The organism is Stappia sediminis, from assembly GCF_009826895.1.
In the GTDB taxonomy this organism is placed as follows: Bacteria; Pseudomonadota; Alphaproteobacteria; order Rhizobiales; family Stappiaceae; genus Hongsoonwoonella; species Hongsoonwoonella sediminis.
The window spans coordinates 285172-298494 of the sequence record NZ_WUMV01000009.1; the positions used below are offsets into that span (position 1 = coordinate 285172).

Annotated in this window: 12 protein-coding genes; 2 read left to right on the top strand and 10 right to left on the bottom strand. The window is 63.7% G+C overall.

The features are described from left to right. Positions 1 to 7 precede the first annotated feature (7 nt). Together GR183_RS19730 and GR183_RS19735 are read left to right on the top strand one after the other, a co-directional pair. Complete coding sequence (locus tag GR183_RS19730) at positions 8 to 862, top strand: ABC transporter permease (RefSeq protein ID WP_160777383.1); 855 nt, start codon at positions 8 to 10, stop codon at positions 860 to 862. A gap of 151 nt (positions 863 to 1013) precedes the next feature. After that, positions 1014 to 2237: a M24 family metallopeptidase gene (locus GR183_RS19735; protein ID WP_160777384.1), complete on the top strand. Its 1224-nt coding sequence runs from the start codon at positions 1014 to 1016 to the stop codon at positions 2235 to 2237. 27 nt (positions 2238 to 2264) lie between these two features. On the opposite strand, the gene GR183_RS19740 is transcribed toward GR183_RS19735, so the two are convergent. The 10 genes from GR183_RS19740 to GR183_RS19785 form a co-directional block, all read right to left on the bottom strand. Next, positions 2265 to 2999 carry a hypothetical protein gene (locus GR183_RS19740; protein ID WP_160777385.1) on the bottom strand — a complete coding sequence of 245 codons (735 nt, stop codon included), beginning with the start codon at positions 2997 to 2999 and terminating at the stop codon, positions 2265 to 2267. Between the two features lie 214 nt (positions 3000 to 3213). Continuing rightward, the gene (locus GR183_RS19745; RefSeq protein ID WP_160777386.1) at positions 3214 to 3810 is read right to left on the bottom strand and encodes a sarcosine oxidase subunit gamma; all 597 of its coding nucleotides are present in this window, start codon (positions 3808 to 3810) and stop codon (positions 3214 to 3216) included. Further along, the gene (locus GR183_RS19750) at positions 3803 to 6775 is read right to left on the bottom strand and encodes a sarcosine oxidase subunit alpha family protein (RefSeq protein WP_160777387.1); all 2973 of its coding nucleotides are present in this window, start codon (positions 6773 to 6775) and stop codon (positions 3803 to 3805) included. The genes GR183_RS19745 and GR183_RS19750 overlap by 8 nt, the downstream gene beginning before the upstream one ends. Continuing rightward, positions 6772 to 7062 carry a sarcosine oxidase subunit delta gene (locus GR183_RS19755; RefSeq protein ID WP_160777388.1) on the bottom strand — a complete coding sequence of 97 codons (291 nt, stop codon included), beginning with the start codon at positions 7060 to 7062 and terminating at the stop codon, positions 6772 to 6774. The genes GR183_RS19750 and GR183_RS19755 overlap by 4 nt, the downstream gene beginning before the upstream one ends. A gap of 24 nt (positions 7063 to 7086) precedes the next feature. After that, a complete protein-coding gene (locus GR183_RS19760) occupies positions 7087 to 8346 on the bottom strand; it encodes a sarcosine oxidase subunit beta family protein (protein WP_160777389.1) in 1260 nt (419 codons plus the stop codon). Between the two features lie 107 nt (positions 8347 to 8453). Next, positions 8454 to 9641 (bottom strand): amidase, encoded by a 1188-nt coding sequence (locus GR183_RS19765; RefSeq protein WP_160777390.1) that lies wholly within the window; start codon positions 9639 to 9641, stop codon positions 8454 to 8456. Positions 9642 to 9654: 13 nt separating this feature from the next. Continuing rightward, positions 9655 to 10497, bottom strand: a complete 843-nt coding sequence (locus GR183_RS19770) for a GNAT family N-acetyltransferase (RefSeq protein ID WP_202396204.1) — start codon at positions 10495 to 10497, stop codon at positions 9655 to 9657. A gap of 26 nt (positions 10498 to 10523) precedes the next feature. Further along, positions 10524 to 11444, bottom strand: coding sequence for a LysR substrate-binding domain-containing protein (locus GR183_RS19775; RefSeq protein ID WP_160777392.1), 921 nt, complete (start codon positions 11442 to 11444; stop codon positions 10524 to 10526). Positions 11445 to 11652: 208 nt separating this feature from the next. Beyond that, complete coding sequence (locus tag GR183_RS19780) at positions 11653 to 12801, bottom strand: iron-containing alcohol dehydrogenase (protein ID WP_160777393.1); 1149 nt, start codon at positions 12799 to 12801, stop codon at positions 11653 to 11655. Positions 12802 to 13057: 256 nt separating this feature from the next. After that, positions 13058 to 13321 (bottom strand): alpha/beta fold hydrolase, encoded by a 264-nt coding sequence (locus GR183_RS19785; protein ID WP_160777394.1) that lies wholly within the window; start codon positions 13319 to 13321, stop codon positions 13058 to 13060. Positions 13322 to 13323: the final 2 nt, after the last annotated feature.

A 13323-nucleotide genomic window follows, 5' to 3' on the forward strand; every position in this document is an offset into this window, starting at 1 on the left:
ACCAGCAATGAGAAATCTTCCTCCTTACTACTCGGCGGGCCAGATCGCGTGGCATTACGGCTTCAGGGTCATCTGCGCGCTGATCTTCTTCTTCCTCATCTTCCCGATCATGGTGATCATCCCGCTCAGCTTCAACGCTCAGGACTTCTTCACCTTCACGAAGGAGATGCTGGCGTTCGATCCCGCAGGCTATTCGCTGAAGCACTATCAGGATTTCTTCTACAATCCGGACTGGCAGGGGGCGCTCAAGAATTCGTTCCTGATCGCTCCCGTCGCAACGCTTCTTGCCACCGCGCTCGGCACGCTTGCCGCGATCGGTCTTTCGCAAAGCCACGTGCCCTACCGCTCTGCGATCATGGCGATCCTGATTTCGCCGATGATCGTGCCGCTGATCATTTCCGCGGCCGGCATGTATTTCTTCTACTCCCGCATCGGGCTTCAGGGCACCTACTGGGGCGTCGTGCTTGCCCATGCGGCCCTCGGCACGCCCTTCGTCATCGTGACGGTTACGGCAACCCTCGTCGGCTTCGACAGGAGCCTGACGCGGGCATCGGCCAACCTCGGGGCGGATCCCATCACCACCTTCTTCAGGGTGCAGATGCCGCTCATCGTCCCTGGCGTGGTCTCCGGCGCCCTGTTCGCCTTCATCACCTCTTTCGACGAAGTGGTGGTGGTGCTCTTCCTTGGCTCGGCCAGCCAGAAGACGCTGCCCTGGCAGATGTTCACCGGCTTGCGCGAGCAAATTTCGCCTACCATTCTTGCCGTAGCGTCTGTTATGGTGTTCCTGTCGATTTTGCTGCTGACCACGTTGGAAATGCTCCGTCGTCGGTCGGAAAGGTTGCGCGGCCTGTCGCCGGGCTGATGCACAAACACCGCGCTTCGCGCTCGATGGTCGGTTCAAACATCTGATCCGGGCGCGCGACGCACCGACTTCAACCAGGCCTGGCGGGCCGGCTCCAGACGGAGCCGGCCCGTTTTTTGTTTAGGCCACGAACAGGAAGGAGAGCGATGGAATGACGAACGAGATGGACCGTCTGGTACGCTGGCACAATGGAGAGAAGGCCTACACGCCCTTTTCGGGCGCGGAGATGGATGGAAGGCAGGCGAAGCTTCGGGCGATGATGGCGGAGCGCGATATCGATGCCTGCCTTTTCACCTCCTACCACAATGTCTGCTACTTCTCCGGCTTCCTCTATTGCTCTTTCGGCAGGCGCTACGGCTTCCTCGTCGACCGGACCGACGCAACGACGATCGCCGCGGCTATCGACGGCGGCCAACCCTGGCGGCGCACCCATGGCGACTGCCTCACCTACACGGACTGGCGCAGGGACAATTATTTCCATGCCGTTGCGACGCTGGCCAAGGGTGCCCGGCGCATAGGCATCGAATTCGACCACGTCTCTCTCGACACGCGCCGCCTGCTCGAGCAGGCCCTTCCTGGCGCCGAATTCGTGGACATTGCCTCCGACGTCATGAAACAGCGCACGATCAAGTCCACGGAAGAGCGCAAGCTCATTCGCGAGGGCGCGCGCATTTGCGACGTCGGCGGCGCGGCACTCGTGGAGGCGGTCGCGGCAGGCGTTCCCGAACACGAAGTGGCGATAGCCTCCACCACCGCCATGATCCGCGAGATCGCGCGTTCCTTTCCCTTCGTGGAGTTGATGGACACCTGGACGTGGTTTCAGTCGGGCATCAACACGGACGGTGCGCACAACCCTGTCACGAACAAGGTCATCCAGCCGGGCGATATCCTCTCGCTCAACTGCTTTCCGATGATCTTCGGTTACTACACCGCGCTGGAGCGCACGCTCTTTTGCGAATATGCCTCAGCCGAGCACCTGCGCCTTTGGCAGATCAACTGCGACGTTCACCGGGCGGGGCTCAAGCTCATCCGCCCCGGCGCCCGCTGCTGCGATATCGCCGCCGAACTCAATGAGATCTATCGCCGGCACGACCTCCTGAAATACCGCTCCTTCGGTTACGGGCACTCCTTTGGCGTGCTCAGTCATTACTACGGGCGCGAGGCGTCGGTGGAACTGCGCGAGGATATCGAGACGGTGCTTGAGCCCGGTATGGTCGTTTCCATGGAGCCGATGATCATGATCCCGGAAAGGATGCCGGGTGCGGGCGGCTACCGGGAGCACGACATCCTGATCGTGACGGAAGACGGTGCGGAAAACATCACCGGCTTTCCCTTCGGGCCGGAGCACAACATCATCACCAATTCTCGCAAGTGATGACGTTCGAACTCGCGCGGGCGGGCGTCAGGCCTGGGCCCGCCCCGCGATATCGCGTCTGCGGCATTCGGAAATGTGCCAGACCGCCAGCACGAGGAAATAGAAAATGAAGAATTCCTGGACTTCGCTGTAGCGAATGTCGGGAATGATGCCCACACCTCCGAGTCCGAGGCGCTTCGGCAGTTCGGAAAGCTGGATCAGGATCGCGATCGGCATGAACCAGAAGCCCGTCACATAGGGCTTCATGAACGTCGGCAGCCAGCTCCTCACCCGTTCCTGCATGAAGGGCACGACAAGGCCGGCCAGAATGGTGATGGCTTCCAGGATCGCCCGCGGCTTCTGGTCGAACCAGGAGCCGATATTGTGCAGGTTCGTTTCCTGCTGGTCGTTGAGTTCGCGGAATACGCCCTCCGCCTCCCAGCCGAAGAAGTGCTGTCCGTAGCTTGCCTCCTCGCCGGCCGCGAAAACGCTTGCGGCGACAGCCAGCACGCTGAACAGGGTCATCGGCAGGTTGCGGTCGCGATGGAAGGCGAAGATCAGCCGCGCAGCCATGAAGGCCGCGATAAGCGGGAGGACGATGTGCGATATCTCGAGGTAGCCTGTCTCGCCGCCGAAATTGGCGTCATATGCAGCAGGGCTCACATGGGCGATATACAAAAGCGCGACAAGGACCGCCGTCGGCACGATTGCGTAAAAGATCAGCTTCGCCACGAAACCGGGCTGGGCCGCCGATCTGGCGTCGGCTGGATAAGTCGTCGTCATTTTTGTAATTCCGCGCGCGATAAAGGCTTTTACCACTGTGCTAGAGCATTGAATCTGCAGCGATTTCTTATCGGCCAGGCGATTCCGTCCGGTCGAAAAGCACTCTGGATCAGCGGCTGGACATGTAGAAATATCAGAAATGTGACGTTAGCAAGCTGATATCTAGGTTACCGCGCAAGAACGGCTATCACAGTTGCCGCGCGCCCACAGATTCTCAGGAAAGCCCGCCGGGCGCGCCGATATGGTAGCCGAACTCCTGCGCGGCATCTTCCAGCCAGTCCACGAAGGCCTGCGCAAGACTTGAAGGTGCGAACACATCGAATCGCGCGTCGTCCAGCCGCATGATCAGCACCGGAATGTGGTGGATCGGCGCCTGGGCGAGAGCGCCAGCCGGAAAGGCGGCAATGTCGAGGTCGATCGCAACCGCCTTGTTGAGCACGGCAGCCGCCTTTTCCCCTTCGATCCTCACGCCATAGCGCGCGTGGCCGAGATCGACGACCGAACCGTCATCCGTCGATATCCGCTCCTTCAGCGCGGCCGTCGTCGTGGCATCTTCCGAAATAACGAGGAACCTGCCGAAGGCAAGCCAGCAAAGCCGCTTGCCGCCTCCTGCGGTAAAGCCTCCCGGTCCTTTCGGCAGATTGACACCGCATGATTTGGAAAGCTCGTTCGCAACCGCTTCCAGCCGGTCCGGCCAGCTCGCCACTTCGCAGATGCTTGCCGGGCGCGCCTCGCGAAAGGAAAGCGCGTTCGGATCGCGCCCGTCGCGCTTGCCCGGTTCCAGAAGCCTCGGCATATCGGTGTCAGACATTGAGCCTGCTCCCGTCCTTGTCGTAGAAGCAGGGGTCCGCCACCGCCACGGTGATGCTCTTGTTCTTCAGTGGAAACGCGGCTTCCAGCGTATCGCCGATCCGCTCCCGCCCCTGTTTCAACAGCGCAAGCGCGATATAGGTCTCCTTCATCGGCGAAAAGGCGAAGGCCGTTACATGGCCGAGGCTTCTGCCGTCGTCGGTCACCAGGTGGCTGCCGGCGGGGATCGGTTCGCCGTCCTTCGAGACAAGACCCACCATCGCCTCCCTGTCCGGATCGGCCAGTGCCGGGCGGTCCTGCATCGCGCTGCCGATATAAGGTTTCTTCTTCGCCGCAAGCCCGCCAAGGCCAAGGTCGGCGGCGGTCGTGCGCCCGTCCATTTCCGCGTGCGTCACGTGGCCCTTCTCGATCCTGAGCGTCCCCATCGCCTCCATGCCGTAAGGCATCAGGCCGAATGGAAGCCCCGCCTCATGAAGCGCCGTCCACACGGCAAGCCCCTCGTTCCACCCGCTATAGACCTCATAGGCCAATTCGCCGGAAAACGACAGCCGTGCGATCTTCACCTCGATTTCACCGATCCTGCCGTCGGCGATGCCCATCTGCGGCAGCGCGTCATGGGACAGATCGCAGTCCGCTACGATTGTTTGCAGAAGATCGCGCGCCTTCGGGCCGGCGACCGCCGTTCCCGCCCATTGGTCGGAGACGGAGGCGACATGCACCTTCAGCTCCGGCCAGATCGCGGAAAGATAATATTCCATGTGGGCAAGGACGGCCGCCGCACCCGCCGTCGTCGTGGTGACGAGATAGTGGTTCTCGCCAAGCCGCCACGCCGTGCCGTCGTCGAAGAGTATGCCGTCCTCGCGCAGCATCAGCCCGTAGCGCGCCTTGCCCACCTTCACCTTGCCGATGGCGTTGGTGTAGATCAGATCGAGGAATTTCGCCGCGTCGGGTCCCTGCACGTCGATCTTGCCGAGCGTGGAAACGTCGACGATGCCGACGTTTTCGCGCACGTTGCGTGCCTCGCGCACATAGGCCTCTTCCAGCGTTTCCCCTTCGCGGCGATAGATTTGCGGGCGCATCCACAGGCCGGCTTCCATCATCTCTCCGCCATGCGAAAGGTGCCAGTCGTGCATCGGTGTGCGCCGGACGGGCATCAGATGGGCGCCCGCCTCGCGGCCCGCGATCGCGCCGATCGGCACAGGCTGGTAAGGCGGGCGGAAGCGCGTCGACCCAACCTCGCGGATCGACTGTCCGCGCGCCCTGGCGAGGATCGCAAGGCCGTTGACGTTGGACGTCTTGCCCTGGTCGGCCGCCATGCCGAGCGTGGTGTAGCGTTTCAGGTGCTCGACCGAGCGGAAGCCTTCGCGCTCCGAAAGGCGCACATCCTCCGCCGTCACGTCGTTTTGCAGGTCGACGAAGACCTTGCCCTTGCCCGCCGCCGGCACTTCCCAGACGGGCAGCGGCGTCTCCGGGCCGCAAACGCCATGCACCTTCGGCAATGCATCCTCGCGGAACACCGCGCCCGCCGCTTCGGCTCCGGCGCGCGTCCCGCCCTCGATGCAGCTTGCAAGATCGAGTTCACCCGCCACATTGCCGCAGGCGATCCAGTCCTCGCGCGGCTCTCCCGGCAGGAATGCCTGCAGCGTCTCGTCGAATACCGGCGGCCCGCCCGCCTGACTGGCCAGATGAACGGTCGGCGTCCACCCTCCGGAAACGAGCAACGCGTCGCATGCGATCGTCTCCCGGCCTCCAACAAGCGCACCGCGGTCGGCGTCATAGCCGGAGACGATCACGGATTTCAGCGCACGCCGCCCTTTGGTTGCGGTGACCGCCGAACCGCTCCAGACCATCACGCCGCGTGCCGACAGGGCGCCCGTCAGCCCTTCGCCCAGGCTTGCCCGTGCGTCGATAAGAGCCGAGACGTTGACCCCGAGGTCGCTCAGCGCGATCGCGGCTCGCGCGCCGCTGTCGTTGTTCGCGAAGACGGCGACCCGGCGCCCCGCCGCAACGCCGTAGCGTGCAGCATAGGCAAGCCCGGCGGAGGCAAGCATCACGCCCGGTGCGTCATTGCCGGCAAAGGCGATTGGCCGCTCGATGGCACCGGTCGCAAGCACGACCTTTTTCGCATGGATCGTCCAGTGGCGGTGTCGGGGTTCGAAGGCGCCAGGCGTCTTCTTGTGTTCTGAAACCCGTTCGCTCGCACCCAGGATGTTGTCGTCGTAATAGCCGTAAACGCAGGTGCGAAGCAGCAGGGTGACGTTCCCGCGCGCTTCAAGATCGGCGATCGCCGCCCTCGCCCATTCGTGCGTCGGCAGACCATCCACCTCGCCGCCCTCGTCCCACAGCCTGCCGCCGGCCTGCGCGTTTTCATCGACGACAAGAACGCGCTTGCCCGCGTCCGCCGCCGCCTTCGCGGCCATCAGCCCGGCCGGCCCAGCGCCCACGATGAGCACATCGGTGAAGGCGTTGGTTTTCTCGTAGCGGTCGGGGTCGGCGTCATGCCGCGCCCGTCCTAGCCCCGCCGCCCGGCGGATGAAATGCTCGAAGAAATGCCAGACGGGCTGGCCCGTACCCATGAAGGTCTTGTAGTAGAAGCCGGCCGAGAGAAACCGCGAGAAGCGGTCGTTGACGGCCATAAGGTCGAAGCCGAGCGAGGGGAAGCGGTTCTGGCTGTTCGCCTCCAGCCCCTCGTGAAGCTCCACCATGGTTGCGCGGGTGTTCGGCACCTGGTTGGGGCCTGGCCTCAGCTCCAACAGCGCGTTCGGCTCCTCCGGGCCGGCGGAATAGAGCCCGCGCGGACGGTGATACTTGAACGACCTGCCGAAAAGCGTCTGCCCGCTGGCCAGAAGCGCGGAAGCAAGCGTATCGCCCGCATAGCCTTCATGCATCGTCCCATCGAAGCAAAAGGCGATTTCCTTTTCCCGGTCGATCAGAAGACCGCCCTTGCCAAGCCGGTAGCCGCTCATTTACCGGCCTCCCCGGCATGCGCGTTTTTTGCATGCGGTCCCAGCAGTTCGACGGCGGAAATGTCGTGCGTACTCACGTTCCGCGTCACTTTCAGCCAGTGGCGGCAGCCGAATGCGTGATGCCACAGCTCCTTATGGTCGCCCCTCGGGTTTGCCCGGTCGTAGACGAAGGCCTGCCATTTGGCGATGTCCGTTTCATCGGGCGCCGGACGTATGATCGTCGCGTCACCGCCATAGGTGAATTCGTGGTGGCTTCGCGGTCCGCAGGCGGGGCAATGGATAATCATCGGTTGAAACTCTTCGCAGTCGTATCAGTGCAGGCGCGGGAACGGGCCGTGTCCGGCCTCGTCGATCACCGCGCCCTGGTAGAAACGGTCGAGTGTGAAGGCGGCGTTCAGCGGATGCGGCTCGTCCTTGGCGATCGTCCAGGCGAAACACCAGCCGGATCCGGGCGTGGCCTTGAAGCCGCCGTAGCACCATCCGGCGTTCAGATACATGCCCGGCAGCGGCCCGGTGGTGATAATCGGGCTGCCGTCCATCGACATGTCCATGATGCCGCCCCAGCTTCGAAGCAGCTTGATGCGCCTGATCGCCGGGAACATGGTGGCGACTTCGCTCATCACCTCTTCCACCAGAGGCAGGTTGCCGCGCTGCGCATAGGAATTGTAGCCATCCAGGCTGCCGCCGAAGACGAGCCCGCCCTTGTCGGATTGCGAGATGTAGAGGTGCCCGGCGCCGAAGGTGACGACGGAATCGATGAATGGTTTCAGCGGTTCGGAGACGAAGGCCTGCAGAACGTGGCTTTCGATGGGAAGACGCTCCACGCCCGCCCGACGCATCACTTCCGACGTGCTGCCCGCCACGGCCACGCCGATCTTCTTCGCCCTGATCGGTCCGCGCGTTGTCTCGACGCCGATCACCCGGTCGCCGTCCTTCTGAAAGCCCGTGACCTCGCAGTTCTCGATGATGTCGACGCCGAGCGCATCCGCCCCGCGCGCGAACCCCCAGGCGACCGCATCATGGCGCGCCGTGCCGGCCCGCCGTTGCAAGAGACCGCCATGGATGGGAAACCTCGTGGAGGCCGAGACGTCTAGGCCCGGCACGAAGCGCGCCACCTCGTCGCGGTCCAGCAGATCCGCGTCCGCCCCCTCGATCCTGAGTGAGTTGCCGCGTCTGGCAAATGCGTCCATCTGCGCCGGCGAATGGGCGAGGTTCAGGACGCCGCGCTGCGAGAACATGACGTTGTAGTTGAGGTCTTGCGACAGGCCTTCCCAGAGCTTCAGCGACCATTCGTAGAAGCGGTTGTTCTTGGGCAGCATGTAGTTGGAGCGCACGATCGTGGTATTGCGGCCGATGTTGCCGGAGCCGAGCCAGCCCTTTTCCAGCACCGCGACGTTCCTGATCCCGTGCTCCTTGGCAAGGTAATAGGCGGTCGCAAGGCCGTGCCCGCCGCCACCGATGATGATGACGTCATATTCCGGCTTCGGCTCGGGCTTACGCCACACCGGTTGCCAGTTCTTGTGGCCGGAAAGCGCGTGTCTGACGACGGAGAAGATCGAATAGCGCTGCATATCACCTACTGCTGATACCGGATTTCCGACCGTAACCCGCGGGGCGCCGTTACCCAATGGCCTGTTTGCGTCCGTGTCTTTCACATATCCGACACGGACGAATGCGTTCAGGCGACGATTTCGGAGATTTCGCGCGCCAGGGAGATCAACGAGAGATCCGTTCCCTTTGGCCCGATCAGCGACAGGCCGAAAGGCGCACCATGCACGCGCCCCAGCGGGAAGACAACCTGCGGCAGGCCTGTATGGCCCGATACGCAGAGAAGCTTCATGGCGTCGTGCCGATAGCTATCGAATTTCGCCGGCCCGTCGTCGCGCCTCAATGGCGCGTCGTGCACGACGGGCGCGACCAGCACCCCGTCCGACCCGATGATCTCTTCGAGATGACGCACAAGGTCTGCGCGCCGTTCCTTTGAATGCTTCAGCGCCTCCCTCGTGACACCGCGCGCGAAATCGAAGCGTTCCGCGATGCCGGGGCCAAGCGGCGGGTGATAACGCTCCACCCAGTCTCCGTGAACGCCAAGCACTTCCACCGCCTGGATCTCGCGAAACGCCGTGTAGATTGCCTCGCGCTCGCCCCGATAGACGTTCACCCGCTTCAGCTTGCCCCGCCGATGCTCGATGTGCTCGATCGCAGTCTCGATCAGCCTGCGACCTTCCGCTTCCACGCCGTCGAGCATGTCTTGCGGAACAAGCAGGCGCGGGTCCTTCAGCGGGTGCGCGTCGACGTCGTACATGACATTGGCGACATGCTCCATCGTCTCGCCGTCGCGCGCAAAGAAGCCGCAGGTATCCCAGCTCGGCGCAAGAGCCATGCAGCCGTCGAGCGGCAGGCGCCCGTGCGTCGGGCGAATGCCCCAGATGCCGCAGAAGCTTGCAGGCGCGCGCACAGATCCGCCGGTATCGGTTCCAAGCGCGATATCCGCCAGATGTCCGGCAACGGCCGCCGCCGATCCGGATGAGGAGCCGCCGGGGATATGCTCGGGTGCGGCGGGGTTTACCGGCGTTCCGAAATGCGCGTTCACGCCATAAAGCGACCATGCAAGCTCGTCCGTATGCGTCTTGCCGCAGAAGTCGGCGCCGGCCGACAAAAGCCTGGCGACGGCGGGCGCATGCGTCGTCTTGATCCCGCTTGCCGCCAGCATCAGGGGGTTGCCGCAGCCGGTCGGATAGCCCGCGACGTCGAAGAGGTCCTTCACCGCAAGCCGCAGGCCTTTCAGCGGTCCTTCGGCGGATGCCGGCACATCGGCCGAAGGGTAAGGCAGGAACGCGCGGTAACGGTCGAGATGCGGCAGCATGGAATTCCCTGTTTTATCCAAGTTCGAAGGTCGTGATACCGAAGGTTCTTTTCAGCGGCAGGTCGGGCCTCCGGCCTCGATACATGCGCGCCGTCTCGAAAACGGGCGACAGTTCGTAGCGCTCGGCAAGCGCTTGCGCCGCATTGTTCGTCTCGGGGATATCGAGGATCACCTCCTGACCCCGCACCATCCCGGCAAGCGCGCGGAAAAGCGTATCTGCACCGGCTTCCGTATCGGCGAACAGCGGACCGATCTTGAAGCCGTCGAGGCAGGCGCGGATCACGCCGTAGCCCTTAACCTCGCCATCCTCCACCAGCGCGAAGCCGCGCCGGTTTTCCTCGGGCGTCAGCCACGCAGCGAGGAACGGGCTGCGGTCGTCGGGGAAGAACGGCTTGTCATAGGCCTTCACGCTCGGGTAGAGCCCGCGCCCGATCATGGAAAGTCTCGGGTCCATCGGCGTATCGGTGATGGAAATCCCGCTCATTCGTATGTTGCGGTGGGCAAGCTCGAAGCCGGATTTCGCGTAGTTTTCCTGCTGATCCACCACGCCGTCGAGGCCGATGGTGCGTCCTTTCAGCGTTTCCATCGCGTATTGCCACAGGCCCCAGCCGATGCCCTTGCCACGGTGCTCCGGCTGGGCGATGTAAAAGCCGACGAAGGCGTAGCCCTTCCCGTAGCGCACGGCGGAAATCACCGCCGCCGGTTCCCCGCCGACGGTTGCCATGTGGAACCCGTCGCGGTCGGCGGCGAAAAACGGATCTCCGTCGTCGCGCCCGGGGTTCCAGCCTTCCTCGGCTGCCCAGTCGATTGCAAGGTTGAGATCGGCGCGCGTCATTCGCCGGTATTCAATCGTCATGGCGCCTCCTCCCATTGTGTTTCCTTTCAAGCCGTTTCCCGCGCGGCACCCGCAAAGCGCTCCACCATGCGCCTTCGGAAGAACTGCACCGCCTCGCGCTGCATGTCCTCGGGGCGGAGCAGCATGAAATACCCGAAGCCCGATTCCGACGTGACCTCGAAAGGCGCGGCCAGCCTGCCCGCCTCGATGTCGTCATGCGCAAGATGCCGGTCGGCGACGATCAGCCCGCCTTCGCGCATGACGAATTCGAGCGCCAGATGCGCCGTGTCGAACACGAGCCCGTCGCTGAGGTTGATGTCCGCCCCCATTTCGCGCAGGAAGTGCCGCCAGGCCGAATGCCGCCCGCCAGCGTTTCGCACGTGGACGACGGCGTGACGCCTGAGCATTTCGTTCAGGTCCGGCTCGCCCCTGCCTTCCACCTGGTCGGGCCGGCAGATCAGCGTCAGTTCCTCCATCCACAAAAGGTCCATCACCTCGCTCGTCGCCTTGGGGCGCGAGAAGACGACTGCGACATCGTGGTTCGTATGGTCGAGGTCCACCATCTCGTATGGGGTTTCGATCTCGATGCGAATGTTGCCCTCGCTCCTGCACGCCTCGATGATCGGGCTTGCCCACCTGAAGGCGAATGACGGCGGCAGCGCGATGCGCAGCATCCCTCCCCGGTCCTGCCCCTGTATCCCGTCAAGCGCCTTGATCAGCCGGTCGAAGGCGGGCGTCACATGGGAAAGCAGGTCCTGGCCCGCGTCGGTCAGCGCCAGCATGGAGCCGCGCCTGTCGAACAGCGCGACCCCGACGACCTCCTCTAGGTTCAGCACGTGCCGGCTTACCGCGCTTTGTGTCACGCCGAGAGTTTCGGCGGCGCGGGTAAAGCTCATGTGTCTCGCGGCCGCCTCGAAGGCGCGCAGCGAGTTGAGCGGCAGTCTGCGGCGGTCGATGGTCGTCGACATCGAAAAAGCGGTTCCATGCAGCGAATTGGGAATCCCTCAAGGAAAAAGACTAAGCCTTGGCTTTCGAAATGAGAAGCGCGATCCGCGATGCGTGTCCAAGCTCGCCCCTGAGCCCGTGACCTAAAGCGCGTGATGAGAATTCTCGATGGCCGTTATCTTCGCGCCTGCCCACCCTTCGCCCGCTGCCTTCCTGAAACCCACCGTCATATCAGCGGAAGGCGAGCGTGCGTTCCGCCAGGAGCAGAAGATCGTCGTCGCTCGCTTCCCGGTAGCTTGAGGCGCGCATCGCCGCGTTCTCGGGCCGCGCCATCTGCTCGGCCAGCCGGCTAGGGGCAAGGAAGGGAAGCTCTTCTTCGAGGTTCAGCGTAATGCCGAGCCTGCGCACGAAAGCGGCGAAGGACATCGGCAGCTCACCGGTTCGCTCGCAGCCGAAGGCGCGGGCCACTTCCGTGTAGCGCAGCTTGTCCTTTTCCATCGACCAGCAGAGCGTTGCGCACATGGCGACAGCCACTGCCCGCCCGTGGTGGATCGGCACGAGGCTGCCAAGCGCATGGGCGACGTTATGGGCAATCCCCGTGCCCGCGTTGTCGATGCCGATGCCGGCATATGTCGCGGCGAGCAGCATTCCGGCACGCGCCTCGATGTTGTTCGGCTCGGATACGGCGACCGGCAGGTGCCGCGCGCCGAGGTTGATCGCATCGAGGCAGACCCGGTTGTTGGTCTCGAACGCGTTGGCGTTCGTCGCCGCTTCCATGGCATGCACGATCGCGTCGATCCCGCATGCGGCCGTCAGATGCGCCGGCAAGCCCGTCGTCAACTCCGGGTCCAGCACAACGGAATCGGGCTTCAGCGAGGGTGCCCAGAACCAGTATTTCGCCCCGTCATCGCCCGAGACGATGGAAACCGACGTCGCTTCCGATCCCGTACCAGCGGTCGTCGGCACGCAGACGAGCGGCACCCGCGCGACCGGAAGCGGGCTCGCGCCGAGGCGATAATCCGACACGTCGCCTTGCGCGCCGATCAGCGAGGCGATCAGCTTGCCCGCGTCGAGCGCCGATCCCCCGCCGAGGCAGACGACGGCCTCCGCTCCCTTTTCGCGCGCCTTGTCGACAGCCGCGCGCACCTGTGCCTCGCTCGGGTCGCTCTTGATATCGCTGAAGGTGACGACCCGGTGTCCGGCGCCCTTCATGATGTCGGCGATGCGTTTCGTCATGCCAAGGTGCGTCAACCCCGGATCGGCGACAAGAAAGACGCTGCAGGTTCCAAGCCGCAGGTCATGCAGTATCCGGCCGAGATCTTCGGCCTTGCCTGCGCCGGAGACGATGCTCGGCACGGCGTTCAAGGAAAAGCTCGACATCTGGCGTCAAGACAAAGCCCCCGGTTGCGCACAGGCCTTGCCCCCTCTGGTTCCGGCGCGGTCGACCCCGCGCACTGGTTATCGGCGCCGCCCTCGCCTTGAAGGCAAGCGGCGTCACAAGGGGGATGCTAAGCCGCATTAGCCTCGGGGCCGAAATGCAAAAAGTCGATTGCCCCATGCGAAAAACTGTTGGGGGAAAGCCCGCGATGCCAGGCCATGAACCGGAGTACGGCGCAACTGGCGGAGCGGCCGTGCGTCACTTTGCGAGAAAACCTCTCACGACCGCATTGAAGCGCTCGGCGTTCTCCATGCACATGAAATGCGATCCGCCGTCGTCCTCATCGAAGATTTCAAGGGCGGCACCCGGTATCCGGCCTGCGATCCATGCCTGCGATTCCGCTGGAAATACGCTCTTTTGCGCGCCGACGACCAGCGTGGGGATTGCGATCCGGGATATGACGTCTCGCCAGTCGCGCGGCGCATGGTCGAGCATCAGCGCAGCGGCGTGGCGACGCGGCATCT

Excerpts from the sequence above, each read along its gene's own strand:
- GR183_RS19740 (WP_160777385.1), bottom strand. The coding sequence starts at position 2,999 with ATGACGACGACTTATCCAGCCGACGCCAGATCGGCGGCCCAGCCCGGT.
- GR183_RS19760 (WP_160777389.1), bottom strand. The coding sequence starts at position 8,346 with ATGCAGCGCTATTCGATCTTCTCCGTCGTCAGACACGCGCTTTCCGGC.
- GR183_RS19770 (WP_202396204.1), bottom strand. The coding sequence starts at position 10,497 with ATGACGATTGAATACCGGCGAATGACGCGCGCCGATCTCAACCTTGCA.
- GR183_RS19745 (WP_160777386.1), bottom strand. The coding sequence starts at position 3,810 with ATGTCTGACACCGATATGCCGAGGCTTCTGGAACCGGGCAAGCGCGAC.
- GR183_RS19765 (WP_160777390.1), bottom strand. The coding sequence starts at position 9,641 with ATGCTGCCGCATCTCGACCGTTACCGCGCGTTCCTGCCTTACCCTTCG.
- GR183_RS19775 (WP_160777392.1), bottom strand. The coding sequence starts at position 11,444 with ATGTCGACGACCATCGACCGCCGCAGACTGCCGCTCAACTCGCTGCGC.
- GR183_RS19735 (WP_160777384.1), top strand. The coding sequence starts at position 1,014 with ATGACGAACGAGATGGACCGTCTGGTACGCTGGCACAATGGAGAGAAG.
- GR183_RS19755 (WP_160777388.1), bottom strand. The coding sequence starts at position 7,062 with ATGATTATCCATTGCCCCGCCTGCGGACCGCGAAGCCACCACGAATTC.
- GR183_RS19750 (WP_160777387.1), bottom strand. The coding sequence starts at position 6,775 with ATGAGCGGCTACCGGCTTGGCAAGGGCGGTCTTCTGATCGACCGGGAA.
- GR183_RS19780 (WP_160777393.1), bottom strand. The coding sequence starts at position 12,801 with ATGTCGAGCTTTTCCTTGAACGCCGTGCCGAGCATCGTCTCCGGCGCA.
- GR183_RS19785 (WP_160777394.1), bottom strand. The coding sequence starts at position 13,321 with ATGCCGCGTCGCCACGCCGCTGCGCTGATGCTCGACCATGCGCCGCGC.
- GR183_RS19730 (WP_160777383.1), top strand. The coding sequence starts at position 8 with ATGAGAAATCTTCCTCCTTACTACTCGGCGGGCCAGATCGCGTGGCAT.